Annotated in this window: 23 protein-coding genes; 9 read left to right on the forward strand and 14 right to left on the reverse strand. The window is 56.2% G+C overall.

What is annotated here, in order from left to right; genetic code table 11:
* Positions 1-245 precede the first annotated feature (245 nt).
* Both yhjD and AC4IBF_RS01225 read right to left on the reverse strand, forming a co-directional pair.
* Entirely contained in the window at positions 246-1271 is a 1026-nt protein-coding gene (yhjD, locus tag AC4IBF_RS01220; protein WP_115876806.1) for an inner membrane protein YhjD, read from the reverse strand.
* 50 nt (positions 1272-1321) lie between these two features.
* Positions 1322-2221: a LysR family transcriptional regulator gene (locus AC4IBF_RS01225; protein ID WP_115876807.1), complete on the reverse strand. Its 900-nt coding sequence runs from the start codon at positions 2219-2221 to the stop codon at positions 1322-1324.
* 119 nt (positions 2222-2340) lie between these two features.
* Here AC4IBF_RS01225 and AC4IBF_RS01230 point away from each other — a divergent pair, with 119 nt between their 5' ends.
* Positions 2341-3099: an SDR family NAD(P)-dependent oxidoreductase gene (locus AC4IBF_RS01230; protein WP_136195983.1), complete on the forward strand. Its 759-nt coding sequence runs from the start codon at positions 2341-2343 to the stop codon at positions 3097-3099.
* Positions 3100-3363: 264 nt separating this feature from the next.
* On the opposite strand, the gene AC4IBF_RS01235 is transcribed toward AC4IBF_RS01230, so the two are convergent.
* On the reverse strand, positions 3364-3903 hold the full coding sequence (locus AC4IBF_RS01235) for a GNAT family N-acetyltransferase (protein WP_136195970.1): 540 nt from the start codon (positions 3901-3903) through the stop codon (positions 3364-3366).
* 148 nt (positions 3904-4051) lie between these two features.
* On the opposite strand from AC4IBF_RS01235, the gene AC4IBF_RS01240 reads away from it, so the two are divergent.
* Positions 4052-5641, forward strand: a complete 1590-nt coding sequence (locus tag AC4IBF_RS01240) for an STY4199 family HEPN domain-containing protein (RefSeq protein ID WP_133295296.1) — start codon at positions 4052-4054, stop codon at positions 5639-5641.
* 61 nt (positions 5642-5702) lie between these two features.
* On the opposite strand, the gene AC4IBF_RS01245 is transcribed toward AC4IBF_RS01240, so the two are convergent.
* The 3 genes from AC4IBF_RS01245 to AC4IBF_RS01255 all read right to left on the reverse strand — a co-directional run bounded on the left by AC4IBF_RS01245 (position 5703) and on the right by AC4IBF_RS01255 (position 9801).
* The gene (locus AC4IBF_RS01245) at positions 5703-7352 is read right to left on the reverse strand and encodes an alpha,alpha-trehalase (protein WP_111963711.1); all 1650 of its coding nucleotides are present in this window, start codon (positions 7350-7352) and stop codon (positions 5703-5705) included.
* Between the two features lie 182 nt (positions 7353-7534).
* A complete protein-coding gene (gene gorA / locus AC4IBF_RS01250) occupies positions 7535-8887 on the reverse strand; it encodes a glutathione-disulfide reductase (protein WP_133295294.1) in 1353 nt (450 codons plus the stop codon).
* A gap of 71 nt (positions 8888-8958) precedes the next feature.
* Positions 8959-9801: a 23S rRNA (adenine(2030)-N(6))-methyltransferase RlmJ gene (locus AC4IBF_RS01255; RefSeq protein WP_047652937.1), complete on the reverse strand. Its 843-nt coding sequence runs from the start codon at positions 9799-9801 to the stop codon at positions 8959-8961.
* 207 nt (positions 9802-10008) lie between these two features.
* On the opposite strand from AC4IBF_RS01255, the gene prlC reads away from it, so the two are divergent.
* On the forward strand, positions 10009-12051 hold the full coding sequence (gene prlC, locus AC4IBF_RS01260) for an oligopeptidase A (RefSeq protein ID WP_059363924.1): 2043 nt from the start codon (positions 10009-10011) through the stop codon (positions 12049-12051).
* A 7-nt stretch (positions 12052-12058) separates the two neighbouring features.
* Positions 12059-12811 carry a 16S rRNA (guanine(1516)-N(2))-methyltransferase RsmJ gene (gene rsmJ / locus AC4IBF_RS01265; RefSeq protein WP_017384177.1) on the forward strand — a complete coding sequence of 251 codons (753 nt, stop codon included), beginning with the start codon at positions 12059-12061 and terminating at the stop codon, positions 12809-12811.
* Between the two features lie 92 nt (positions 12812-12903).
* Here rsmJ and uspA read toward each other — a convergent pair whose 3' ends face one another.
* Positions 12904-13341, reverse strand: a complete 438-nt coding sequence (gene uspA / locus AC4IBF_RS01270; RefSeq protein WP_003861223.1) for a universal stress protein UspA — start codon at positions 13339-13341, stop codon at positions 12904-12906.
* Positions 13342-13624: 283 nt separating this feature from the next.
* Here uspA and uspB point away from each other — a divergent pair, with 283 nt between their 5' ends.
* Positions 13625-13960 carry a universal stress protein UspB gene (gene uspB, locus AC4IBF_RS01275; protein ID WP_003861224.1) on the forward strand — a complete coding sequence of 112 codons (336 nt, stop codon included), beginning with the start codon at positions 13625-13627 and terminating at the stop codon, positions 13958-13960.
* A 43-nt stretch (positions 13961-14003) separates the two neighbouring features.
* Here the strand turns inward: uspB and AC4IBF_RS01280 are convergent, their stop codons facing one another.
* The 3 genes from AC4IBF_RS01280 to pitA form a co-directional block, all read right to left on the reverse strand.
* Complete coding sequence (locus tag AC4IBF_RS01280; RefSeq protein WP_127732549.1) at positions 14004-14411, reverse strand: hypothetical protein; 408 nt, start codon at positions 14409-14411, stop codon at positions 14004-14006.
* Positions 14389-14778, reverse strand: a complete 390-nt coding sequence (locus tag AC4IBF_RS01285) for a polymorphic toxin type 44 domain-containing protein (RefSeq protein WP_252093633.1) — start codon at positions 14776-14778, stop codon at positions 14389-14391. The genes AC4IBF_RS01280 and AC4IBF_RS01285 overlap by 23 nt, the downstream gene beginning before the upstream one ends.
* A gap of 173 nt (positions 14779-14951) precedes the next feature.
* Positions 14952-16451, reverse strand: a complete 1500-nt coding sequence (pitA, locus tag AC4IBF_RS01290; protein ID WP_127732547.1) for an inorganic phosphate transporter PitA — start codon at positions 16449-16451, stop codon at positions 14952-14954.
* Positions 16452-16679: 228 nt separating this feature from the next.
* Between pitA and AC4IBF_RS01295 the strand changes: the two genes are divergently transcribed.
* Entirely contained in the window at positions 16680-17876 is a 1197-nt protein-coding gene (locus tag AC4IBF_RS01295) for a BaiN/RdsA family NAD(P)/FAD-dependent oxidoreductase (RefSeq protein WP_252093632.1), read from the forward strand.
* A 32-nt stretch (positions 17877-17908) separates the two neighbouring features.
* Here AC4IBF_RS01295 and AC4IBF_RS01300 read toward each other — a convergent pair whose 3' ends face one another.
* Both AC4IBF_RS01300 and AC4IBF_RS01305 read right to left on the reverse strand, forming a co-directional pair.
* Complete coding sequence (locus AC4IBF_RS01300) at positions 17909-18847, reverse strand: NAD(P)-dependent oxidoreductase (protein ID WP_252093643.1); 939 nt, start codon at positions 18845-18847, stop codon at positions 17909-17911.
* Complete coding sequence (locus AC4IBF_RS01305; RefSeq protein WP_252093631.1) at positions 18847-19539, reverse strand: RraA family protein; 693 nt, start codon at positions 19537-19539, stop codon at positions 18847-18849. The genes AC4IBF_RS01300 and AC4IBF_RS01305 overlap by 1 nt, the downstream gene beginning before the upstream one ends.
* Positions 19540-19708: 169 nt before the next feature.
* On the opposite strand from AC4IBF_RS01305, the gene AC4IBF_RS01310 reads away from it, so the two are divergent.
* On the forward strand, positions 19709-20446 hold the full coding sequence (locus tag AC4IBF_RS01310) for an IclR family transcriptional regulator (RefSeq protein ID WP_111963718.1): 738 nt from the start codon (positions 19709-19711) through the stop codon (positions 20444-20446).
* A 37-nt stretch (positions 20447-20483) separates the two neighbouring features.
* Here AC4IBF_RS01310 and AC4IBF_RS01315 read toward each other — a convergent pair whose 3' ends face one another.
* Positions 20484-21818 carry an MFS transporter gene (locus AC4IBF_RS01315; protein WP_491463117.1) on the reverse strand — a complete coding sequence of 445 codons (1335 nt, stop codon included), beginning with the start codon at positions 21816-21818 and terminating at the stop codon, positions 20484-20486.
* Between the two features lie 317 nt (positions 21819-22135).
* On the opposite strand from AC4IBF_RS01315, the gene AC4IBF_RS01320 reads away from it, so the two are divergent.
* Together AC4IBF_RS01320 and AC4IBF_RS01325 are read left to right on the forward strand one after the other, a co-directional pair.
* Positions 22136-22534, forward strand: a complete 399-nt coding sequence (locus AC4IBF_RS01320; protein ID WP_133295284.1) for a potassium channel family protein — start codon at positions 22136-22138, stop codon at positions 22532-22534.
* 169 nt (positions 22535-22703) lie between these two features.
* Positions 22704-23729: a TerC/Alx family metal homeostasis membrane protein gene (locus tag AC4IBF_RS01325; RefSeq protein WP_023309545.1), complete on the forward strand. Its 1026-nt coding sequence runs from the start codon at positions 22704-22706 to the stop codon at positions 23727-23729.
* Positions 23730-23789: 60 nt separating this feature from the next.
* On the opposite strand, the gene AC4IBF_RS01330 is transcribed toward AC4IBF_RS01325, so the two are convergent.
* A complete protein-coding gene (locus AC4IBF_RS01330) occupies positions 23790-24452 on the reverse strand; it encodes an HAD family hydrolase (protein WP_111963721.1) in 663 nt (220 codons plus the stop codon).
* Between the last annotated feature and the right edge of the window lie 192 nt (positions 24453-24644).

Below are 24644 nucleotides of genomic sequence, written 5' to 3' on the forward strand. Positions count from 1 at the left end.
TTGTCGAACGAAAGGCCATATTACGCACAGCAAAAGCGACATTTCAATCTGTAACAAAGCCGCGACCCGGTGATAAAAACAGCAAAAAGCGGATAATTTTCAGACCAGCCAAAACACGTCTATGAAATGCTTCACAGATTTTAAATATCAGTCAATTAAACTGGTTTTCGGTTAAATAAAAGTTACGGGCTGGATTTATATGCTGAAATGATGAATCGGGCTGAAATTTCAGCCCGATGGCGGGGCTAGCGGTGCGTTTTGCCGGGCATTCGCGTGTCGCCTTTGTACTCGGCGGTGGCAATCCATGCCGCGCAGAACAGTGTCAGGCGGGCGAAGAAGTAGAAGAAGGCCATCAGTCCCAGCACCGAGCCAAACGCCGCGCCGGAAGGGGATTTAACCAGTGACGGCAGGGTGTAAGTCATCACGATTTTGATCACCTCAAAGCCGATCGCCGCAATCAATGTGCCGCGGAGCAGCGCCTTCTTGCGCGGCCGATGCCGGGGCAAGCGCCAGAAGATCCAGAAGAACAGCAGGTAGTTGGCGAAGATGGAAATAGCCAGCCCAATGCCGCGCCAGGCGGGCTTCAGCCATTCGATGTAATCCAGATAGAGCGCGGAGATGATCATCTGCTGCGCCGAGCCCGCCACGGAGGTAATGGAAAGCGTCACGATGAGCGCGACCAGCAGGCCAATCAGCGAAACAAAGTCGCGGAGATACTTGACCCAGATTTTCTCCTGGTCCTGCGGCTTACGCTCCCAGACGTCGCGCGACTGGGCGCGAATGGCCTCGCGCAGGTTGCCCATCCAGTTAACGCCGGAGTAAAGGGCAATCAGCAAGCCGACGATGCCGACGGTGGTACGCTGCTGAACGGCGGTATTGATAGTGCTTTTGAGCGTACTGGCAAGGGTCGGGTCACTGACGTTATTCAGGATCTTATTGAAGATATCCTGCAGCAGCGTCGGGTGCGACGCGAGGACAAAACCGGCTGCCGCGAACGACACCATCAGGATCGGTATCATAGACAGGAAGGAAAAATAGGTGATGGCGGCACCAAACTGGTTTCCCATGCGGTCATTAAAGCGTTCGGTCGCGCGTATCAGATGCGCAATCATGGGAAACTGCTGAATTCTCGCGGCGATGCCGGTTACGGTTCCCAGCGCTTTGCTGGCGGTACCTGGCGTTTTGGCCTCTTCGGGCCCGGTTTCCATCTTTTTGACGGGCTCATACTCTAAATGTTGGGTGGGTCGTTGCGGGTTGTTTTCCGGCGTCACGCGTCTTTTCCTTTTCGTTTGGCTGGATGTTATTGAATTATAGCTTGCGACTAGTCCACGTAAGCTTTTGTGAGTTCGGTTAGCCACTCCATGAACAGATGGACCCGGCGGGAGAGGTTGCGCCGGTGGGGATAAATCAGGGAAACAGGCATCGGTTCGGCCCGGTATTGCGGGAGGATCTCAATCAGCTTCTTCGCGCGCAGTAAATCGCGCACCCCAACCCGCGGCACCTGAATAATGCCCAGTCCGGCGAGACAGGCAGCCTGGTAAGTTTCCGTGCTGTTGACGGTTAAGACCCCGCCCGTTTTTATCCACTGTGTTGTACTGCCGTTATAAAACTCAAAGCCCTGTGGGCGTGTTCCCAGCGTAGCGGTGTAGTGAATAACGGCGTGCGAGCCTAAATCGTCCAGGGTTTCCGGGTAGCCAAAACGCGCCAGATAGTCCGGGCTGGCGCAGTTAATCACCGACAGCTTGCCCAGTGGACGGGCAATCAGCCCTGAATCCTTCAGCGTGCCGACGCGTACCACGCAATCAAACCCTTCGCGGATCACATCCACCAGACGATCGCTGCTGCTGAGCTCCAGTTCAATGCCAGGATAGTGCTGCAGAAAAGCAGGCAGTTTGGGGATGACCAAATTTCGAGCAACGCCGACGGGCATATCCACGCGGAGCCGGCCGCTGATGCTGGAGGGATCGTGCTGAAACATACCGTCGAGTTCATCAAGGTTTGCCAGCAGATCTTTTGCCCGCTCGTAATAGACCATGCCGTCCTGCGTCAGGCTGACGCGGCGCGTGGTGCGGTGTAATAGCTGGGTGCCAAGCCGGTTTTCCAGGGCCTGAATTTGCCGCGAGACGCTGCCTTTCGGCAGAGTTAATGTTTCGGCCGCGCGGGAAAAACTCTCCAGTTCCGCGACGCGGACGAACAACTGCATTGCGTGAATTTTATCCATAGAGGAAGCTCATTGTTGTTTCTGGTGAAACAGTGAAGCGTTTTAACCCATCTTTATTGATTTTCTATCACCTAATAAGCTCTTTCTCAATCTCCTTAACAGCCAAAACGAGGTTTATGATGAGTGAACGTATCGCATTAGTGACGGGTGGTAGCCGTGGTCTGGGCAAAAACGCTGCGTTAAAGCTGGCGGCAGACGGCACGGGAATTGTCCTGACATACAACCGTAGCCAGCAGGAAGCGCTGGATGTTGTGCATGAAATTCAGCAAAAAGGCGTCAACGCAGCGGCATTACAGCTCAACGTCGGGGATATCACGGGATTTGAACATTTTGCCCAACAGCTTCAGGAAACCCTTAGGACCGTCTGGCAGCGTGAAACCTTTGACTATTTATTGAACAATGCCGGGACGGGTTTATATGCACCCTATGCCGACACGACGGAAGCCCAGTTTGATGAAGCGTTGAACATTCATTTCAAAGGGCCTTTCTTCCTGACCCAGCGCCTGCTGCCGCTGCTTAACGACGGGGGACGTATCCTCAACGTCTCCAGCGGGCTGGCCCGTTTTACCCAGCCGGGCTCAGGGACCTACGCGGCCATGAAGGGGGCGATGGAAGTGCTGACGCGCTATCAGGCGAAAGAGCTGGGCGCGCGCGGCATTTCCGTCAATATCATTGCGCCTGGCGCGATAGAAACAGACTTTGGCGGCGGACGCGTGCGCGACAACGCGGAGCTGAATCAGTTGCTGGCCTCGCAGACGGCGCTGGGACGGGTGGGTCTACCGGACGATATCGGTGATGCCATTGCGGCACTGCTCAGCGATAAGCTGGGCTGGATGAATGCGCAACGTATTGAAGTGTCAGGCGGTATGTTCCTGTGATGCCCGGACTTAAGGGGAAGGAACCTCTTAAGGAACCCTTAATATGGATGTGTCTGCACACTGACAGCGATAAAGAACGCAGTTAGCCATAGCCGATAACCCATTTTCATCACGATATTTCTCCAGAGAAAAACCCTGATGTTTTTTATTAACGCAATGGCCGCAGAAAATATTTTCAGCGCATGACGTTTGATATTCGTTTCCTCTTAATAGCGACCCTGAAGAGGAAACGACGTCCGGAAATATCGGCTAAATTACTATTGGTCAGGAATTATTATTCAGGTATTCCTGCTGTAATAAACCAAATAGCCAGTCATTTTGCCAGCGCCCCGCAAGATAATAGCTCTCACGTAATTCACCTTCCAGGCGAAAGCGGGCTTTTTCCAGCAGGCGTCTTGAAGCAGCGTTTCCCGCTGTTACGGTGGCGGTGAGTCGCCGTATCCCGCCCTGAAGAAAAGCGTAATCGCAAAGCGCTTTCAGGGATTCAAAGCCGTAACCTTTCCCCTGCGCCTCGGGGGCGAAAAGGAAGCCCACTTCGGCGCAGTCCTCCTCCCGATGAATATACCCGGTAACGCCCAGCGGGGCCTGGGAGGCGGTGTCACGTACGACGAGACAAAGCCAGTGCGCGCTGCCCGGAGCCCATGGCGTCAGGCGCGAATCAAACGCCTCTCGTATCGCCGCGACGGGGCGGTCTTCCGCCACAAAGCGCATAACGTCCGGGTGCTGCTGGAGCGCCAGAAAAAAGGGCCAGTCTTCTTCCTGCAAAGGTGAGCAGTTCAGGCGAGGGGTAATTAAAACGGGCATTCAGATTCTCCTGACACTTTTTAAATGATTTTAGGGTTGTCACTTTATTTCAACAGAAAGTCAGGTATGGTTAACCGCGTATAAATAAAAAGAATAAAGGGCGTCTCGCGCCCATTCCTGATGTCTTCGTTGTCGCTTAAGGAAAACAATGACTCTCAGCACATCACACCATATTCGCGAACAGTTTGAACACTGTCTGGCGGTCATTCGCCATGCGTCGGTGGAAATTTTACTCCTTCTGAATGTACATGCTTCTGAGGGCAAAGATCCACGCTGGTTTCTGGAACAACTCGACAGCGCGCGATTAGCTTTGGGCGGCTGGGGAGCCGTTGCGAAAAAACTAAACCTGAATGATGCCGAGATGTCGGAATTTACGCTCCAGCTGCGCCTGCTGCAGCAGCGCGTACCGCAGTATGAAAGCGGACAGGATGTGAGTGAAAACCAGCTTATTGCGGCGATGCGGTTTGTGACCGCGCTGGAACATCTTCGTCTTCAGCAGCCGCTGTTGACCTATAGCACGGAGCTGGCACCGGGCAGCGAACTCCAGCAGCAGCAGGCGCACAAGCAGGTACGCGCGATTGAGCTGATGCTTAAAGGGCTTATCCAGCAGGCCTGGCCCGATCAGGTAAAGCTGAACAACCATCTTAAGACCCTGTTTAACGCTGACCGCGTAAGGCGCTGGCTGAAGCTTGGCGAGATCAACGATGTCCTGAGCGGCATGATGTTCAGCGAGCTGGCGCAGATGCTGGTGGATAAAAAAGAGTTCAGCCGCTATTACGCTTCGCTTTTCAGCGACCCGTCCATGCTGACGCTGCTGGTTGAACCGCGCAAAACGCTGCAAACCTTTCTCGACGATATTCGGCAAATCCGCAACAGCATCACCGTTCAGAAGACGTTAAGCTCGGCGCAAATTCAGCTGCTGGACAACTACTACGCGCAGATCGCGCGGCCCGTTCAACGCGCGTTTGAAGAGGGGAGAACGCGCGTTAATCCGGCAGGATTCATGGCGGTAGATGCCAGTGAATTGCATACCTTCTGGGAAAAGGCGCAGAAAATGGATCGGGTTACCGGTGGGGATCTGTTTGAAGTCCGTGACACTATTGAAAAGCCGACCCAGCGCGCGCCGCGCACCCCCGAACAACGCGAGCAGCTCATTTCCGGTGCGTTATGGGGGGCAGTTGGCGTTATGGTGATTGCCATTGTGGCAGGGGGCTTCTGGCTGGTGACCAGCAGCAAGCCGCAGCCAGCGGCCGTCAGCGCGGCTGAAGCGGCTCCACCGCAGGAAATGCGTGAGACGCCTTCCTCGCGCGAAACGCTCACGCGCATGGGGGTGACCTGGGACGAGAATAATTTCCGCTCGGCTATTAACCGCAACGATACCCGCGTGACCCAGCTCTTTTTGCAGGGCGGTATGGACTGGAAGCTGTCCTGGACCGAAGAGGCGATGTCGGCAGGCCATGACGACGTGCTGGAGCTGATGTTACGCTACCGGCAAAACATGGTGGAAGAGAAGCCGTGTCGCCGCTTCATCAACACGCTCAGCCACGCGATGTCGAACGGCGAGTCTCTGACCTCGGTACGTAAAGAGTATCTTAAAGCGTTCTGCACCGTGCCTGCCGTAGTGAAACGCCAGCAGCACGATCTCGACATGGCCACACGCCGCGCGCAGTCACAGCCGGATGCCACCACCAAAAAATGGCAGTCTATTCAGAGCGCCATTTATGAGGTGATTCGCTAACATTTTCCCCTCACCCCAGCCCTCTCCCCTGAGGGGCGAGGGGGAAAAGATCACACCCTGCTTAAGGCTCCCCATACAAACCAATCAGCCGCCGCACCACGCCGTTCGTCCAGCCGAAACCGTCCTGCAGCGGATACTCACCCCCGCCACCTTCGCGCGGCGTGCTGCTGGCGATGTGGTATTTCTCAATCAGCTTGTGGTGCGTCTTGTAGAAATGGTTCACCGTATGCAGCCAGCTCCAGGCGATCTCATCCCCCAGCGAGTCGTTTCCGTACTGCTTGAATCCCTGAATCGCCATCCACTGCAGCGGCGCCCAGCCGTTGGGTTTATCCCACTGCTCGCTGGTTTCGTACTCGGTCGCCAGAATTCCGCCCGGGGTCAGCAGACGCGCCTTGACTGCATCCGACAAGCGCTCCGCCTGCTCGTGAGTTGCCATGCCAACGTACAGCGGCACGATGCTGGCGGCAGAAAACAGCGCCAGCTCTTCGCGCCGCCAGTCGTAATCGCGGTAACAGCCGCTCTCCTCGTCCCACAGATAGCGGTTCACCGCCGCGCGGCGATCGTTGGCTTTCTGGCGGAATTCCTCTGCCGTCTCTTTATCTCCTTTCGACGCCGAGATGTTGGCGATAGCGCTTTCCAGTTTGAACAGGAAGGCGTTCAGATCGATGGGGATGAACTGCGTCGTGCGGATGCTGGCGAGCCGCGACGGATCGCGCAGCCAGCGGGACGAGTAATCCCAGCCGGAAGCCGCACCCGCGCGCAGGTCGCGATACACCTCGTTTGGAGGACGGCCCGAGTGGCGCGCGGTTTCCACGTCCTCAATCCACGATTCGTCGCGCGGAGTATCGCGGTCATCCCAGTAGCGGTTGAGCAGTGAACCGTCCGGCATGCGCACGGCGCTGCGGTATGCCTGATTAAGCAGCAGCGACTCCGCACCGTCCATCCAGAAGGCGTACTCCATTTTGAGGTGATCAAGATAGCGTTTCGCACCGCGCACGCCGTCCTCCTCAAACAGCTCCACCATCAGCGCAAAGACCGGCGGCTGTGAGCGGCTGAGATAATAGGTGCGGTTGCCGTTGGGGATATGCCCGTAGCGTTCAATCAGCCAGGCGAAGTTGTCCGCCATACATTTGAGCAGATCGTTACGGCCGCTCTCCGCCAGCCCCAGCATGGAGAAATAAGAATCCCAGTAGTAGGTCTCGCTGAAGCGCCCGCCGGGGACGATATAGGCCTGCGGCAGCGCCAGCAGGGAAGACCAGGGAATATGATCCTGCGGCTCGCGCGTCAGCACCGGCCACAGGTTATCAATGTGCTCTTTCAGGGAGAGTCCCGGGTCGGAGACATATTCTGTGCCGTACGTTTCCGGCATCCAGAAGTGGTTCTCCACAAACTGGCGCAGGTCGAAATCCCGGTGGCGTCTGACCTTGCGGTAGCGGATCAGGATATCCAGCGGATCCATCTTCGGCGCGCAGTCGGGGAAGGTTTTACTGTCCGCAAACAGCCGCGTCGACTGCACGTGTTCGAACAGTTCAAGGTAGCGGTCTGCGGGCGTCAACGCATCGGAGGCGGGTAGCCCCTCGATCATTTCGGGTTCCGGCTCCGCCTCAATCATTTCATCCAGTTTCAACTCGCAGGGATCGGTCTCGTAGCGCAGCTCTTCTGCAATCTCGAACTCGATGTTCTCGGTAGCCTGTAGTTTCTGGTTGAACATGGTGATAGGGACCTCCGGTTGTGTGTTCAAAAGACAGGTTTATCCGGGCGTCTTATAAGCGTAGACATTCGCTTCGGTAGATGGGGAGGGAAATGTGCGGTAGATCACTATTTTCGGAGCATTCGTTTTGCAACGATTTATGAATGTTAAAAAAAATGCCCCTCCGGGGAGGGGCATCAGGATTAACGCATGGTCACAAACTCTTCCGCGGCCGTCGGGTGGATTGCCACAGTATTATCGAAGTCTTTCTTGGTTGCGCCCATCTTCAGCGCCACGGCGAAGCCCTGCAGGATCTCATCCATGCCGAAGCCAATGCCGTGGATACCGACAATCTTCTCTTCCGGGCCGACGCAGACCAGCTTCATTCGGCATGGCTGACGGTGCGAGGTGACGGCGGTATACATTGCGGTGAACGCCGATTTATACACTTTCACCTGGTCGTCGCCGTACTGCTCGCGCGCCTGCGGCTCGGTTAAGCCGACGGTGCCGATTGGCGGATGGCTGAAGACCACGGTCGGGATGTTGCTGTAGTCCAGATGCTCGTCCGGCTTGTTGTTAAACAGGCGCTCGGAGAGACGACGACCCGCCGCAACGGCGACCGGCGTCAGCTCAACCGCACCGGTATTGTCGCCGACCGCGTAAATGCCCGGTACGCTGGTGTTCTGGAATTTATCGACGACGATATAGCCTTTTTCGTCGGTTTTCACGCCAGTCACGCCCAGGTTGAAGTTATCGTTCGCCGGTTCACGGCCAATCGCCCAGATCAGGCAATCAACGGTCTGGCTGCGACCATCTTCCAGCTCCAGGGTCAGGCTTCCGTCCGCGTTTTTCACCACCGCTTTTGGTACGGCGTTGGTGTGCAGGGTTGGGCCTTCGGTGTTCATCACTTCAACCAGCGTATCGACAATCAGCGGGTCAAAACTGCGCAGCGGCGCGTGTTTACGTACGAACAGGTGCGCTTCTGCGCCCAGGCCGTTAATCACGCCAGCCAGTTCAACCGCGATGTATCCCGCGCCTACCACGGCAACGCGCTCAGGCAGGGCTGGCAGCTCGAAGAAACCGTCGGAGTCGATGCCGTATTCCACGCCCGGGATGTTCGGGTGGCTCGGACGACCGCCGGTGGCGATCAGGATGTGATCGGCGGTGATCGTCTCGCCGTTCACTTCGATCGTTTTCGCATCAACGAAGCGGGCGAAACCGTGGATAACGTCGACGTTATTTTTCCCCAGCACGTTGTCGTACGAGGTGTGAATGCGATCGATGTACGCGGTACGGCTGGCGATCAGCTTGTCCCAGTCGAAGCGGTTGATGGTGGTGTCAAAGCCGTAGTCCGGGCCATACATATGGATAGCTTCACGGATCTGCGCCGCATGCCACATCACCTTCTTCGGTACACAACCCACGTTCACGCAGGTGCCGCCCAGCGCTTTGGCTTCAATCAGCGCGCACTTCTGGCCGTACATGGCCGCGCGGTTGATGGAGGCGATGCCGCCGCTGCCGCCGCCGATTGCGATATAGTCATAATGCTTAGTCATAGCTTTTGTCCTTAATCGTGAATTGCCGCGATTGTATACCTGAAATCAATAGTTTCCACCGATGGCTGCGATTACTCCGGCACTATCCAACTGACGGTAGCGTGGCCTGTACCCGCCGGCACCAGCGTTTTATGCAGCCACGGCAGCACGTTGTTCATCTGCGCTTCGAGCTTCCACGGCGGGTTGATTACAATCATGCCGGAGGCGGTCATACCGCGCTGATCGCTGTCCGGACGTACCGCCAGCTCGATCTGCAGGATCTTGCGGATGCCGGTCGCTTCCAGGTCTTTGATCATGCGTTTGATCTGCGCGCGCAGCACCACCGGGTACCACAGGGCATAGGTGCCGGTAGCAAAGCGTTTGTAGCCTTCGTGGATACCCGTCACCACCGCCTGATAGTCGGTTTTGATTTCGTACGGCGGGTCGATGAGCACCAGGCCGCGACGGGAAACCGGCGGCAGTTTGGCCTTCAGCTGCTGGTAGCCGTCGGCTTTTTCGACGCGGGCGCGGCTGTCTTTCTGGAATTCTGAACGCAGCAGCGGGAAGTCGCTCGGGTGCAGCTCGGTCAACTGGATGCTGTCCTGCTCGCGCAGCAGCTGGCGGGCAATCAGCGGCGAGCCCGGGTAATAACGCAGCTGGCCGTTGCGGTTGAAGTGATTCACCACGCCGATGTACGGCTCCAGCTCGGCAGGCAGGTCGTCCTGCTGCCAGATGCGGGCGATCCCTTCCAGATATTCACCGGTACGCTCGGCATGCTCGCCGCTCAGCTGATAACGGCCCGCGCCCGCGTGGGTGTCCAGATAGAGAAACGGCTTCTCTTTCTCTTTGAGCGATTCGATGATCAGGCTCTGAACGGTGTGTTTAAGGACGTCGGCGTGGTTGCCTGCGTGGAAGCTGTGGCGATAACTGAGCATGGGTAATGATATTCCGCTGAATTGACGATTTGCCACAGTTTACAGCAGAACGGCAAAGATTACCCGTAGGCCCGGTAAGCGCAGCACCACCGGGCTCTTTTCGACAACGTCCGGCATTGAAATCCTCTACACTTAACCCCATTCTAGATCCCATATGCACAGCGCCGGATGCGCGCTTCATTCACCTATTTCAACAGGACAGCGTTTATGACCAATCCATTACTGACGCCTTTTTCGTTGCCACCGTTTTCTAAAATCCTCCCCGAGCATGTGGTTCCAGCGGTTACGCAATCGCTGGACAACTGCCGCGCGGCGGTAGAAAGCGTGGTCGCGCAGGGCGGGCCGTACACCTGGGAAAATCTGTGTCAGCCGCTGGCCGAAGTGGACGACGTGCTGGGGCGTATCTTCTCCCCGGTAAGCCACCTGAACTCGGTAAAAAACAGCCCGGAGCTACGTGAAGCCTACGAGCAAACCCTGCCGCTGCTCTCTGAGTACAGCACCTGGGTCGGCCAGCACGAAGGGCTCTACAAAGCCTACCGCGACCTGCGCGACGGCGACCATTATGCCGAACTGAACACGGCGCAGAAAAAATCGGTCGATAACGCCCTGCGTGATTTCGAGCTGTCCGGGATTGGCCTGCCAAAAGAGAAACAAACCCGCTACGGTGAAATCGCCGCGCGCCTGTCCGAGCTGGGTAACCAGTACAGCAACAACGTGCTCGACGCCACCATGGGCTGGACGAAGCTGATTACCGACGAAGCGGAGCTGGCAGGCATGCCGGAAAGCGCGCTGGCGGCGGCAAAAGCCCAGGCCGAAGCGAAAGAGCAGGACGGGTTCCTGTTAACCCTGGATATCCCGAGCTATTTGCCGGTGATGACCTACTGCGACAACCAGGCCCTGCGCGAAGAGATGTACCGCGCTTACAGCACCCGCGCCTCCGATCAGGGGCCAAACGCCGGTAAGTGGGATAACAGCCCGGTCATGGCGGAAATCCTCGCCCTGCGCCACGAGCTGGCCCAGCTGCTGGGCTTCGAAAACTACGCCGATAAATCCCTCGCCACCAAAATGGCGGAGAACCCGCAGCAGGTGCTCGACTTCCTGACCGATCTGGCGAAACGCGCCCGTCCGCAGGGTGAGAAAGAGCTGGCCCAGCTGCGCGCCTTCGCGAAAGCGGAGTTCGGCGTGGACGAGCTGCAGCCGTGGGACATTGCTTACTACAGCGAAAAACAAAAGCAGCACCTCTACAGCATCAGCGACGAGCAGCTGCGCCCGTACTTCCCGGAAAACAAAGCCGTGAACGGCCTGTTTGAAGTGGTGAAGCGCATCTATGGCATCACCGCCAAAGAGCGTACCGATATCGACGTCTGGCATCCGGACGTGCGCTTCTTCGAGCTGTATGACGAGAAAAACGAACTGCGCGGCAGCTTCTACCTCGATCTCTACGCGCGTGAGAACAAGCGCGGCGGGGCGTGGATGGACGACTGCGTGGGCCAGATGCGTAAAGCCGACGGTTCTCTGCAGAAGCCGGTCGCCTACCTGACCTGTAACTTCAACCGTCCGGTGAACGGCAAACCTGCGCTCTTTACCCACGATGAAGTGATCACCCTGTTCCACGAGTTCGGTCACGGCCTGCACCATATGTTGACCCGCATCGAAACCGCAGGCGTGGCAGGCATCAGCGGTGTGCCGTGGGATGCGGTCGAGCTGCCAAGCCAGTTTATGGAAAACTGGTGCTGGGAGCCGGACGCGCTGGCGTTTATCTCCGGCCACTACGAGACCGGCGAACCGCTGCCTAAAGAGCTGCTGGACAAAATGCTGGCGGCGAAAAACTACCAGGCGGCGATGTTTATCCTGCGCCAGCTGGAGTTCGGACTGTTCGACTTCCGCCTGCACGCCGAGTTCAGCCCGGAGCAGGGTGCGAAGATTCTTGAGACCCTGGCCGAGATTAAAAAGCAGGTCGCCGTGATCCCTGGGCCAACCTGGGGCCGCTTCCCGCACGCGTTCAGCCACATCTTCGCTGGCGGCTACGCGGCGGGTTACTACAGCTACCTGTGGGCCGACGTGCTGGCGGCGGATGCCTTCTCTCGTTTCGAAGAAGAGGGGATTTTCAACCGCGAAACCGGCCAGTCGTTCCTCGACAATATCCTGACCCGCGGCGGTTCCGAAGAGCCAATGGTGCTGTTCAAACGCTTCCGCGGCCGCGAGCCGCAGCTGGATGCGATGCTTGAGCATTACGGGATCAAAGGCTGATTGTTACGTGAAGATCTGCTTAGTAGATGAAACGGGCGCCGGAGACGGCGCCTTATCTGTTCTGGCCGCCCGCTGGGGGCTGGAACATGATGAAGATAACCTGATGGCGCTGGTGATGACACCAGAACACCTCGAATTACGTAAACGCGATGAACCGAAGCTCGGCGGGATTTTCGTCGATTTTGTCGGCGGCGCGATGGCGCACCGGCGCAAGTTCGGTGGCGGTCGTGGTGAAGCGGTTGCCAAAGCGGTTGGCATCAAAGGGAGCTACCTCCCGGACGTGGTCGATGCCACGGCGGGGCTGGGGCGCGATGCGTTTGTGCTGGCGTCTGTCGGCTGTCGCGTGCGGATGCTGGAGCGTAATCCGGTGGTCGCTGCGCTGCTCGACGACGGGCTGACGCGAGGCTATGCGGACCCGGAAATCGGCCCGTGGTTGCAGGAACGATTGCAGCTGATTCACGCCTCCAGCCTGACGGCGCTGACGGATATCACCCCGCGCCCGCAGGTCGTCTATCTCGACCCGATGTTCCCGCACAAGCAGAAAAGCGCGCTGGTGAAGAAAGAGATGCGGGTGTTTCAGTCTCTGGTGGGGCCTGATCTGGATGCGGATGGCCTGCTGGAGCCGGCTCGTCAGCTGGCGACGAAGCGGGTAGTGGTGAAGCGTCCTGACTATGCACCGCCGCTGGCGGACGTGGCGACCACTAACGCGGTGACCACCAAAGGGCACCGGTTTGATATTTATTCGGGGACACCGGAATAAAAAAAGCCGGGTGGCGGCTTCGCCTTACCCGGCCTACATTTAGTGCCGCCTGTAGGCCCGGTAAGCGTTAGCGCCACCGGGTTTTTTTGCACTTACTCGTCTTCTTCGTCACGCAGTGGAACAATCAGCATATCCACGTGGACGGTATTGATCAGCTGGCGCGCGGAAGACATCAGCTTGCTCCAGAAGTCCTGATGGTGACCGCACACCACCAGGTCCATGTCATATTTCTTGATCGCATCAACCAATACCTGGCCCAGGTCACCGCTGCCGCTCAGGGTTTCGGTAATCGGATAACCCGCGTTGGTGGAGAGTTCGCTCAGGGCGTGGTGCGTCTCTTCGGAGATACGCTTCTGCATATCGCCCAGATTGACGTCGATCAGACCGGTGTAGAGGTCGGAGTAATTCACGTCAACGTGAATCAGCGAAACTTTCGCGTTGTAGGGACGTGCCATGGATACCGCTTTATCAACCAGCACTTTGCTCTCCGGGGAGAGGTCTACCGCGATGAGAATGTGTTTGTAAGCCATAGTGTTACTCCTTCCTTAAGTTATCGATGACTAAATAGGAAAGCCGTCGTCTGATGCTTTCATTACGGCCCAGTTGAACATATTTTTCAAGCTTTGGTGTTGATAACGATTAACCTTGTGGCAAAAAAATTAACGGATCTCCTACACTATTAAATGAGCCGTTCGGATATTAAAACGCGAACCGGATCGACTTTTGGTCATTCTTTCACTGAACTGTCTGTCAGGGCATTGGGGTGCGGTAGCTCAGAAGCCTTGCTTCGTGGGCGGACGCCGGGGAGGATGTATGATTAGCACCGTCGCATTGTTTTGGGCGTTATGCGTAGTTTGCATAGTGAATATGGCGCGCTACTTCTCATCGTTACGTGCGCTGTTAGTGGTACTTCGTGGTTGCGATCCGTTGCTTTATCAGTATGTGGACGGTGGAGGGTTCTTCACCTCGCATGGACAGCCCAGCAAACAGATGCGTCTGGTGGGATACATCTACTACCAGCGCTACCGCGATCATCACGATGAAGAATTTATCCGTCGCTGCGAGCGCCTGCGTCGTCAGTTCATTTTGACCAGTGCCCTGTGCGGGCTGGTCGTCGTCAGCATGATTGCATTGATGATTTGGCACTGATCACCACAGCAGGCGGGGTCAGCCCCGCCTTCTTTCCTCTGGTTCAGGGCTTAACTGAGAACCGAAGATCGGAGATATTGGTCTCAATCGAAGTAACCTTCCCGCTATAGGCGATGTTAACGTCTCCGTTTGTATCAATGCTGGCCGCAGTAATTGTACCCGTACCTTCAATGACAGGATGCTTCTTAGCCAACTGATGGATAATGTCGGTGTCTTTCCCTGTTATCTTTTCCGAGAGATAGTAACGGTAGATTGTGGGTACGGTGGCGCCACCCTGATTGTTCACGGTCATATAGAGCCAGACGCTGTCAGATAATTTATAAGCGTGTTGAAGTGCATCGTTATTTCGCTGATTGGGCTGGTGGTTTAGCCACACAAATCCAATGACCAGAGCCAGAAGCGAAACCGTAACAAGGCGATGAATCCATTTAGTAGCCGTTTTGAATGGCATACTCTATTCCTTCTCTGATATTGCGTTGGTCCGTTGGATCGTCCCCGTAAGGCGGCTTTTCGTACCATTTTCCCCATTCAGGTTTTGATGTGCCAGCACGGCTTTGAGCCCAACCTGCTCCCATAAGAAGGATGTTTGCAGGAATGCCTGCTGCAGTTCCGGCGGCTCCGAAGTTGAAATTACCAAATGCAGCAAAATAAGGGTCGAACTTTTTGTAATCCCAGGGACCACCATTTCGGACTTTTTGGTAGAACCAGTAATACGTTGAGGGAGTGGCCATATTGCGTGACATTCCGTTAAGGCGTGCCTCACGTATATTGTTCGCTATAACGATTGAACCCGGTCCTGAGATAGGGACAGAAGCCATACATTCTCCTTTGTCTGGTTTTTCTTCTGACCGTCATCATAGTGTTATCTTCGCAATTCTTTTGAGCAAAAAATGTTCAGGAAATCCTAATGTTATAAAATGTTCGATTGCAAATAACAGCCATAAAAAAGCGGGTCAGTTTCCTGACCCGCTTTTTTGTCGCCTTCAACCGATTAAATCAGCTTCAGCGAAATCCAGTACAGCCCGCCAGACAGCAGGATTGAGGCCGGAAGGGTGAACACCCAGGCCATCAGAATGTTGGTCACGGTTTTGCGCTGCAGGCCGCCACCGTCAACAATCATGGTACCTGCTACGGACGAGGAGAGTACGTGGGTTGTGGATACCGGCATACCGGTGTAACTCGCCAGACCGATAGACACTGCCGCCGTCATCTGCGCGGACATGCCCTGCGCATAGGTCATGCCTTTCTTACCGATCTTCTCGCCGATGGTGGTCGCCACACGACGCCAGCCAATCATCGTACCGATACCGAGCGCCAGCGCGACGGCCATGATGATCCAGATTGGCGCGTACTCAATGGTGTTGAGCATATCGCCTTTCAGTTTCTTCAGCAGACGCTGGTCGTCAACATTCACGTCAGGCAGCTTCGCCACTTTATCCGTCACATCAGAGATGCACAGCATAATGCGACGCAGCTGACCACGCTGCTCAACGGTCAGTTTGTCATAACTTTCGATATTGCCCAGCATCCCTTTGGCACGTTCCAGCGCGTTAATCGCGTTTGCCGGATGGCAGTGGAACTCGCCGGGTGCAGTCGTGGCACCGGCTTCCGGAGAAGGGATCAGCTGGTCAACGCCGGTCGCTTTTTTCAGCAGCTCAGGGTGCTGCTGGAAATAGGTTTCAACGTTGTTTACCGCATCACGGGTTCGGGTGATTTCGTAGCCGGAGGCATTCATGTTGACCACGAATCCTGCCGGTGCAACGCCAATCAGTACCAGCATCACCAGACCAATGCCTTTCTGACCATCGTTCGCGCCGTGTGAGAAGGCCACGCCGATAGCGGAAATGATCAGGGCAATACGCGTCCAGAATGGCGGCTTTTTCTTGCCGTCTTTCTTTTCACGCTCTGCTGGCGTCAGGTGAATACGGGAGCGTTTTTTGGTATTGCTCCAGTAACGACGCAGGATAAAGATCAGCCCGCCCGCCACCACCAGACCCACGATAGGGGAGACGATGAGTGAGGCAAAGATCCCCAGTACTTTCGGGATATTTAACGCATCAACAACCGAGGTACCGGTCATGAGGGCGTTGGTTAACCCGATACCGATAATCGCGCCGATGAGGGTGTGAGAACTGGATGCAGGCAGGCCAAAATACCAGGTACCGAGGTTCCAGATAATTGCAGCAAGCAGCATTGAGAACACCATAGCGAGGCCATGGCCAGAACTAACGTTAAGCAGCAGATCCGTTGGCAGCATATGCACAATGGCATACGCAACGCTCAGCCCGCCCAGGAGGACACCAAAGAAGTTAAATACCGCCGCCATAACAACCGCAAGCTGCGATCGCATTGCGCGAGTGTAGATAACCGTCGCTACTGCGTTTGCAGTGTCGTGGAAGCCGTTGATCGCTTCGTAAAACAGTACAAAAACCAGAGCAAGCAATAATAAAAGCCCGGTATGTAAATCCAGGCCGGCAAACAAATGTAGCATAGGACGTTACGCCATTTTGAGGACATGAACGCGGCGCATTATCCAGGACAAATGCGCGGCGGGCAAAGTGAAATATAGACTTTTTTTGACATACCACCTGATTTGAGAAATGCCTCATAAAGGATATTCTTTAAATTTCAATGGAATGCCTTTGTAATATCTTTTTACGCTGGTGTGACCACAGAGGAAACTTTACAATCCGCGGCAGTTAACAAAGAGGGTTTTGACGTGGAAAGGTTTGATGCCGTGGTAATTGGCGCCGGTGCGGCGGGAATGTTTTGTGCGGCAATGGCCGGACAGGCGGGTCGTCGCGTGCTGCTGCTGGATAACGGTAAAAAGCCAGGCCGTAAGATCCTGATGTCCGGCGGCGGGCGCTGCAACTTTACTAATCTATATGTTGAACCCGCGGCCTATTTGAGCCAAAACCGTCATTTTTGTAAATCTGCGCTGGCGCGTTATACCCAGTGGGACTTTATCGACCTGGTCGGTAAGCACGGTATCGCATGGCATGAAAAAACGCTGGGACAGCTGTTCTGCGACGACTCCGCGCAGCAGATTGTCGATATGCTGGTGGCCGAGTGCGAGAAGGGCGGCGTGGTCATGCGCCTGCGCACCGAGGTGCTGGAGGTTTCCCGCGACGACCAGGGCTACAGGCTGCAGCTGAACGGTGAAACCGTCAGTGCGGATAGCCTGGTGATTGCCAGCGGCGGCCTGTCCATGCCGGGGCTGGGCGCTTCCCCGTTCGGCTATAAAATCGCCGAGCAGTTTGGCCTGAAAGTCCTGCCTACGCGCGCCGGGCTGGTGCCGTTCACGCTGCATAAACCGCTTCTCGAGCAGCTTCAGACGCTGTCCGGCGTGTCCGTTCCCTCCGTCATTACCGCCGAAGACGGGACCGTGTTCCGTGAAAACCTGCTCTTTACCCATCGCGGCCTCTCCGGCCCGGCGGTACTGCAAATCTCCAGCTACTGGCAGCCGGGGGAGTTTGTCACGGTGAATCTGCTTCCCGATTGCGATCTCGACGCGTTCCTTAACGAGCAGCGTACCGCGCACCCGAATCAAAGCCTGAAAAATACCCTGGCAATGCAGCTACCAAAACGTCTGGTGGAATGTTTGCAGGCGCTGGGGCAGATCCCCGACGCGTCGCTCAAGCAGCTTAACAGCCGCGAGCAGGATGTTCTGGTGGAGACCCTGACAAACTGGCGCGTGCAGCCAAACGGGACTGAGGGCTACCGCACCGCGGAAGTTACGCTGGGCGGGGTCGACACGAATGAGCTCTCTTCCCGCACCATGGAAGCGCGCAACGTGCCGGGGCTCTATTTTATTGGCGAAGTGATGGACGTGACCGGCTGGCTCGGCGGCTACAACTTCCAGTGGGCATGGGCAAGTGCCTGGGCGTGTGCTCAGGCGCTGGCAGAAGACAAGTGACATAAGCGCGCTGCCACTCGTCGCGGTTGGCTTTACAAGCTGACGGTGGTGACGTCCATCACGGCCAGAATATTGCTCGCGGCCACGGTCCCCATCCTGATATATGACGCTGCGGTAACGCCGCCAATATGCGGTGAAATAACCACGTTTTCTACGGACTGCCAGAGGTGCGGCGCGGTCAGCGGCTCGTGGGGAAAGCTGTCCAGCGCGGCGCTGTGCAGCGTGCCATCCTGGAGCGCCGCCAGTAACGATTCACTGTGGATCAGTCCGCCGCGTGCCGTATTGACCAGAATGGCGTTCCGCTTGCAGTGTGCGAGCGTCTCGCTATTGATCATCCCCCGATTCTCATCGGTCAGCGGACAGTGCAAAGAGACGACATCGGAACGGGAAAGAAGTCCGGTCAGCGTCTCTGCGCGTTCGCACAGGGCAGGCATGGACTTAGCATAGGGATCGTAAGCCAGCACCTTCATGCCGAAGGCGTGACCAATAGTCGCCACGCGCGAGCCGATAGCGCCCAACCCGATTAGCCCCAGCGTTAAGCCCTCCAGCTCAATGGATTTATGCGTCGCCTTATCCCAGTGCCCGTCCCGCAGCCGCTTGTCCAGAGGCACCACTGACTTTGCGCAGGCGAGGATCAGCGCCCAGGTATGTTCAGCCACTGCCGCTGCGTTTGCGCCTGGCGCAGCGCGGACGGCGATATTGCGTTCGGCCGCTGCCGTCTGGTCTATCACATCGATCCCGCTTCCGTGCTTGGAAATAACCTGCAGAGCCGGGGCGGCATCCATAACCTTCGCGGTGATCCTGCCGTAACGTACCAGGATCGCCACGGGATTGTGTCGTTCACACAGCGCGATCAGGTCATCTTCTGTCGGCTGGCGGCCCGCAAACACCACTTCAAAGCCCTGCAGCATCACCATGGCCTGCTCCGCCAGGTCGCTTCCGGTAACCAGAACTACGTCTTTGCCCACCATCACAGCGTCTCCCCGTCGGTCAACATACCGGCCTTACGAAGCGCGTCATCAAGCCAGTGTGGACGCAAATCGCCTTCACGGATGGCGGCAAGACGCCGGGTCTCCATCTCCAGCTTTTCTTTTGCCAGCGCGATAACCTGCTGAACCTCATCGCGCGGGATGACGACCACGCCGTCGATATCCGCCACAACCAGATCCCCGGCCTGAACCGTCGCCCCGGCGACTGAAATGGGATGATTAACCCGGCCAGAAATTAACTTTGTCGGGCCGCAGGGGTTCAGACCGGCAGAAAAGACAGGGTAGTGGCCTTTGCTCAGGGAATCGGCGTCACGCACAGCGCCGTCAATAATGATGCCCGCAATGCCGCTCGCCTGAGCCTGAGTGGCCATGATTTCGCCAAGCAGCGCGCAGCTCAGGTCGCCTTTGCCATCGACGACCAGGACGTCGCCGGGCTGCGCAACCGCCATCGCGGCATGAATCGCCAGATTATCCCCCGGACGGACTTCCACGGTGATGGCTGGACCCGCAACGGACATGTGTGGGGCCAGCGGTTTGATGCGGCCATGAAGCGTACCGCGGCGACCGGCCACGTCGGCCAGAATAGCTGCCTGATACTCGGCAGCCCGACGAACGTCCTCGGCAGAAACGCGCTCGAACTGGCGATTAATCGGTTTTTTTTCAGTAACGGACATAAATGCCTCCATGTTGTTTTACTGAGTAAAATGCAGGTGTACAGAACAAAACAACTATAGCGGTGTTGCTTTCCTTTTAGCCAGACCCGAGGTGGCGTTTGTGATGTAAACACGAAGTGACTCACAAAATTTGAGGTACACTCACTGCCGGGCTAACAAGGAGATAATGATGGGGAATGAAGGCGTTGTAGCGGTTGAAAAAGCGCTGGCTTTACTGGATTGCTTCCGTCCTGGGGATGAGAGCCTGACGCTGACCGCGCTGGCACAGCTGTCGGGTTATCACAAAACCACGGTTTACCGCCTGATGAATTCTCTTGAACGGATGAATTACGTCGTCAGGCATGAAGACGGCAATTATGCGCTTGGCCCACGTCTGCTTTACCTCGGCAAGCTGTATGAACAATCTTTCCATCTTTCCCGGGTGGTTCAGCCAGAGCTTCAGGCCTTATCTCTGGCGTCTCAGGAGAGTGCCAGCTGGTATGTGCTGGAGGGTGGGCAGCGCCTTTGCCTGTTTCGCGCGGAAGCGTCGCACGGCCTGCGACACAGCAATCTTCCCGGCAGCCAGTTCCCGCTCGATAATTCGGCCATTAGTAAGGTCTTGCGCCATTGGGGGCTCAATGAAAGCCTGCCGGAGGGAGAAGCAGAACTCCCTTTCTATACGTCAGGCGCACGCGATCCCCACACTGCGGCGTTTGCGATGCCCGTCTTCGGCGTTCACGACAAGCTGGTTGCGGCGTTAGCCCTGACCGGCCCCATCTCACGGCTGACGGAAGATCGTCGTGAGAAGGAGATAGGGCCATTGATGAAGGCGGCGGCCAGCCGTCTGTCGCAGAAAATGGGAGCCAGTAAGCCCTTCTGTCAGCAGTTCTTTGGTGAAACGAGCGACGCGGCGGAAGAAAATCTTTAAACGCAGAAGCGGGACATTTGTCCCGCTTCTGTCATCACTAATGTGTGACCTGTTTTTCGTGTAGCTGAGCGTTGCGGGCCTGCCGTCCCATAATGAGCACCGCGATACCCCCGGCCAGGCAAAGCGCGGCTAGCGGAAGCATAGCCAGCGTGTAGCTGCCCGTTCTCTCGCTGATCATGCCGTAGGCATTTACCATTACCGCCCCGCCAATCAGGTTCGCGATGGCGCCAATCGCGGCCAGTCCCGCCGCTGCCGAGGAGCTGCTCATCCATCCGGATGCCAGCGCCCAGAAAGGTCCTTTCATAGAATACGCACCCGTCAGGATAATGCTCAGGATCACGATAGTGGCAAAGAGCGAGACGCTTACAAAGGCAGCGAACACGCCCGCAGCAATCATGAACAGCGTCAGCGCGGTATGCCAGCGGCGTTCGTTGGTGCGATCGGAATGTCGTCCCCAGACAATCATCAGAACCGATGCCAGGCCGTAAGGAATGGCGTTAAGCAGACCTGTCTCAAGATTATCGAGATGGAAGGATTTCAGCAGTTGAGGAGACCAGACGCTGATGGTGGTGCCCGCGGACGATGCGCCCGCGTAAATCAGCGCCATCAGCCAGATTTGGCGATGCTTCAGCAACTGCCACGTCGTCTGATGCCCAATGTTCTTTTGCTGGCTCCGCTCGGTTTCCAGCGTGGTTTCCAGCCACTTTTTCTGTTCATTGCTCAGCCATTTCGCCTGATGAGGGCGATCCCGGAGAATAAACCAGGCCGCAATACCCAGCAGCACCGCAGGTAAGCCTTCAATGATGAACAGCAGATGCCAGCCGCGAAGACCCAGCCAGCCATCCAGCGACAGTATCAACCCTGAAAGCGGGGAACCGATGAAGTTAGCGAGCGGGATGGCGACCATAAAGGACGCAATAATGCGCGCGCGGTAGCGGGCAGGGATCCACCAGGTCAGATACAGCACGACGCCCGGGAAGAAGCCTGCTTCCGCTGCCCCGAGAAGAAAACGGACGATATAGAGCGACGTGGTGTTTTGAACCAGCGCCATGCCCATGGAGACGATGCCCCAGCTGATCATAATGCGCGGGATCCACAGCCGGGCGCCGACTTTCTGCATGGCCAGATTACTGGGTACCTCAAACAAAAAATAGGCCACGAAGTAAAGGCTGCTGGCGAAGCCAAACGCCGCTTTGCTGAGGCCAAGGTCCTCATTCATCTGCAGCGAAGCCATGCCGATATTCCCGCGATCGATAATGGAGACCAGGTAACTGACAATCAGAAACGGGAGAATACGCCAGATCACCTTCCGCATCGTCTCTCTTTCTATGTCCTCGGTGGCGGTCGCGCCGTTACGTAAATGTTCTGTCATTGTATCCTCGCAGGGTGTGTTCTTGGTTTTATTAGGTACAACTTAGTTTTATTAAACAAAACCACTATAGCGACGGCGCGTTATTTTTATCCAGTTAATGGAAGGTTTAAATGATGTAAATAAGAGGTGACTCACAGATAGTGCGCTGCGGATATATTGTTTTCAGCTGCTAACCAGCCGCAAGCTGGTCGTGCCGGCAGAGAAATAATCACGCAACGCAATTATTGCACCAACTTTTCCTCTCCGTTCAACTAAGCTTCGACAAGATGCCCCGCCGCGCTCGCGGGGCCATACTCTCTTTGGTCAGAGCACGCATCATGCAGCTACTCAGTATTATTGTTTTGCTTACCCTAACCGTGGTGATTCATTCGCTGTGGATGTTTGGCGTTTTAAAATTCATTAAATTAGACGTCGATTCTGCGGTACGCATTGTTTTACGCAATGTCGGTATCGTGATCTCCATGATCTTCGCCCATCTCCTTGAGGCCGGACTGTTTGCCGCGTTTTATTTTGTCATCGACGCGTTTAATGACTGGAACACCAGCTTCTACTTTTCACTGGTGAGCTATGCGACGGTAGGGTACGGCGACGTCACGTTACCCCAGCACTGGCGGCTCATCGGCGGGGTGGAGGGGCTGGTGGGCGCGTTGATGGTGGGCTGGTCTGTAGCGGTTCTGGTGGCGGTGCTGCAGCGCTTGCGCGGAATGAGCGCCTAAACGGCAGATGCGCGATCCCCGCCTGGTAAGGTAAAGTACACCCCTCTTTACGTAGCCGACAGGGCTGCGGCTTTGAGGGTGAAAAGGCTGATTAACAGCCCACCCTTTTCTGTTCCTGGTTTACGCCAGTTTGCATGGTGTTGTGTTTTGTCTGCCAAAAGGGTTTTGTATGTCTGCTGCTCATCTCGGTTTCCCGACTGAAACCGTTGTTGTCTTTGTGGTGATGGCCGTTGGAGCGATGTTTATCGACCTCTTTATGCACCGTCACGATAAACCGATCTCGCTGAAAAGCGCGGCGATGTGGTCCGTTTTCTGGGTCATGATGGCGATGGCCTTCGCCGGGTTCCTGTACGTTCACCACGGCGCCGAGATGGCGAGCCTGTTCCTCACCGGCTACGCGCTGGAAGAGGTGCTTTCCGTCGATAACCTGTTCGTGATGATGGCGATCTTCGCCTGGTTCGGCGTGCCGGATAAGTACCGTCACCGCGTGCTCTACTGGGGCGTGCTGGGGGCGATAGTCTTCCGCGGTATTTTCGTGGCTATCGGCACCAGCCTGTTAAGCCTGGGGCCCTACGTCGAAGTGATTTTCGCGCTGGTCGTCGGCTGGACGGCGGTGATGATGCTCCGACGCAATGAAGAGAGTGACGAAGTGGAAGATTACTCGGGTCATCTCGCCTATCGTCTGGTGAAGCGCTTCTATCCGGTCTGGCCAAAAATCAGCAGCAATGCCTTTATTCTGACGCAGAAAGAGGTGGATGCGGAGCTTGAAAAGCCGGAAAACCAGGACGTGATGGTCGGACGCGTGAAGAAGGCGAAGCGCTATGCGACGCCGCTATTACTTTGCGTGGCCGTCGTCGAACTCTCTGACGTGATGTTCGCGTTTGACTCCGTGCCGGCCATTATTGCCGTGAGCCGCGAACCGCTGATTATCTACAGCGCCATGATGTTCGCCATTCTTGGCCTGCGTACGCTTTACTTCGTGCTGGAAGCGCTGAAGCAGTATCTGGTGCATCTCGAGAAGGCGGTGGTGCTTCTGCTGTTCTTCGTGGCGTTCAAGCTGGGGTTAAATGCCACCGATCACTTCTGGCATCACGGTTACAGCATTGGCGCCACGGCCAGCCTGTTTGTGGTATTGGGCGTGCTGGCGCTGGGAATTATTGCGAGCGTGATGTTCCCGGGAAAACGTGAGGCCTGATGCATCGTTTTTCTCCCTCTCCCTGTGGGAGAGGGCTGGGGTGAGGGCACCAGACCGCACCTAACCCTTAATCGGTGAATTCCGACGTTTGCGCGGGTGATGGAAGTGCCGCCAGTGCGGATCCTGCGCCGCCGCCAGCAGCTCGTGGTCGCCGCGGGTGTCTCCCCAGGCGCGCAGGTGATAGGCGTTGAGATCGCCATACACTTTTTCCAGCCTGGCCACCTTCTGGGCGCAGCGGCAGTTATTGCCCGTGATGCGCCCCGTCAGCTTGCCGTCTTTCACTTCCAGCTGCGTGCCAATCAGCTTAATGCCCAGTTTGTCAGCCCACGGCTGGAGCACCAACGCCGGGGATGCGGAACAGATGGTCACTTCCGCACCGGAATTCACCTCAGCCGCCACCGCCAGAACTCCTTCGGGACGCATCAGCTTGTTCCAGTATTTTTCGCAAAACGCTTCCGCCTGCTGTCGCAACCAGTGTTCATCCACGCCCGTCAGGAACGTTTTAATCAGCACTTCCTTCAGCTCATCGCGCGTCAGCTTGCGACGCACGCAGTGGAGCGTGGGCAGCGCCATGCGCACCAGGCGGCCCGCGAAGTAACGTTTACCGAAGGCAAAACGCAGGAAAGGAATAAAGCTGTCGTGGTGTGTTAACGTCCCGTCAAAGTCAAAGACAGAGAGCACGTTAGATTTTGCCACCGTCTCGTCGGCAATCATATTGGTCATAAATACGTCTTAGCTGAAATACACATTCTGCGGATCAGTTTACCTGCTTTAGCAGGACAGTCCTTATATCCCCACCATTTTTTTCTCGATCTTGCGATCTCAAAGTCAGTCTATTTTTGGCCTCGATAAGGATTGGCGAAAAAACGACCTGTCTATATTATCGCCACATCGCAAGATATTTAGGGGAACCCA

The sequence above is a fragment of the Enterobacter sp. Taxon_8 genome (assembly GCF_058354585.1).

Bases quoted from the DNA above. Each gene is read 5' to 3' on its own strand.
- AC4IBF_RS01225 (WP_115876807.1), bottom strand. From the start codon at position 2,221: ATGGATAAAATTCACGCAATGCAGTTGTTCGTCCGCGTCGCGGAACTG.
- AC4IBF_RS01230 (WP_136195983.1), top strand. From the start codon at position 2,341: ATGAGTGAACGTATCGCATTAGTGACGGGTGGTAGCCGTGGTCTGGGC.
- AC4IBF_RS01235 (WP_136195970.1), bottom strand. From the start codon at position 3,903: ATGCCCGTTTTAATTACCCCTCGCCTGAACTGCTCACCTTTGCAGGAA.
- AC4IBF_RS01240 (WP_133295296.1), top strand. From the start codon at position 4,052: ATGACTCTCAGCACATCACACCATATTCGCGAACAGTTTGAACACTGT.
- AC4IBF_RS01245 (WP_111963711.1), bottom strand. From the start codon at position 7,352: ATGTTCAACCAGAAACTACAGGCTACCGAGAACATCGAGTTCGAGATT.
- gorA (WP_133295294.1), bottom strand. From the start codon at position 8,887: ATGACTAAGCATTATGACTATATCGCAATCGGCGGCGGCAGCGGCGGC.
- AC4IBF_RS01255 (WP_047652937.1), bottom strand. From the start codon at position 9,801: ATGCTCAGTTATCGCCACAGCTTCCACGCAGGCAACCACGCCGACGTC.
- prlC (WP_059363924.1), top strand. From the start codon at position 10,009: ATGACCAATCCATTACTGACGCCTTTTTCGTTGCCACCGTTTTCTAAA.
- uspA (WP_003861223.1), bottom strand. From the start codon at position 13,341: ATGGCTTACAAACACATTCTCATCGCGGTAGACCTCTCCCCGGAGAGC.
- uspB (WP_003861224.1), top strand. From the start codon at position 13,625: ATGATTAGCACCGTCGCATTGTTTTGGGCGTTATGCGTAGTTTGCATA.
- AC4IBF_RS01280 (WP_127732549.1), bottom strand. From the start codon at position 14,411: ATGCCATTCAAAACGGCTACTAAATGGATTCATCGCCTTGTTACGGTT.
- AC4IBF_RS01285 (WP_252093633.1), bottom strand. From the start codon at position 14,778: ATGGCTTCTGTCCCTATCTCAGGACCGGGTTCAATCGTTATAGCGAAC.
- pitA (WP_127732547.1), bottom strand. From the start codon at position 16,451: ATGCTACATTTGTTTGCCGGCCTGGATTTACATACCGGGCTTTTATTA.
- AC4IBF_RS01300 (WP_252093643.1), bottom strand. From the start codon at position 18,847: ATGGTGGGCAAAGACGTAGTTCTGGTTACCGGAAGCGACCTGGCGGAG.
- AC4IBF_RS01305 (WP_252093631.1), bottom strand. From the start codon at position 19,539: ATGTCCGTTACTGAAAAAAAACCGATTAATCGCCAGTTCGAGCGCGTT.
- AC4IBF_RS01310 (WP_111963718.1), top strand. From the start codon at position 19,709: ATGGGGAATGAAGGCGTTGTAGCGGTTGAAAAAGCGCTGGCTTTACTG.
- AC4IBF_RS01315 (WP_491463117.1), bottom strand. From the start codon at position 21,818: ATGACAGAACATTTACGTAACGGCGCGACCGCCACCGAGGACATAGAA.
- AC4IBF_RS01320 (WP_133295284.1), top strand. From the start codon at position 22,136: ATGCAGCTACTCAGTATTATTGTTTTGCTTACCCTAACCGTGGTGATT.
- AC4IBF_RS01325 (WP_023309545.1), top strand. From the start codon at position 22,704: ATGTCTGCTGCTCATCTCGGTTTCCCGACTGAAACCGTTGTTGTCTTT.
- AC4IBF_RS01330 (WP_111963721.1), bottom strand. From the start codon at position 24,452: ATGACCAATATGATTGCCGACGAGACGGTGGCAAAATCTAACGTGCTC.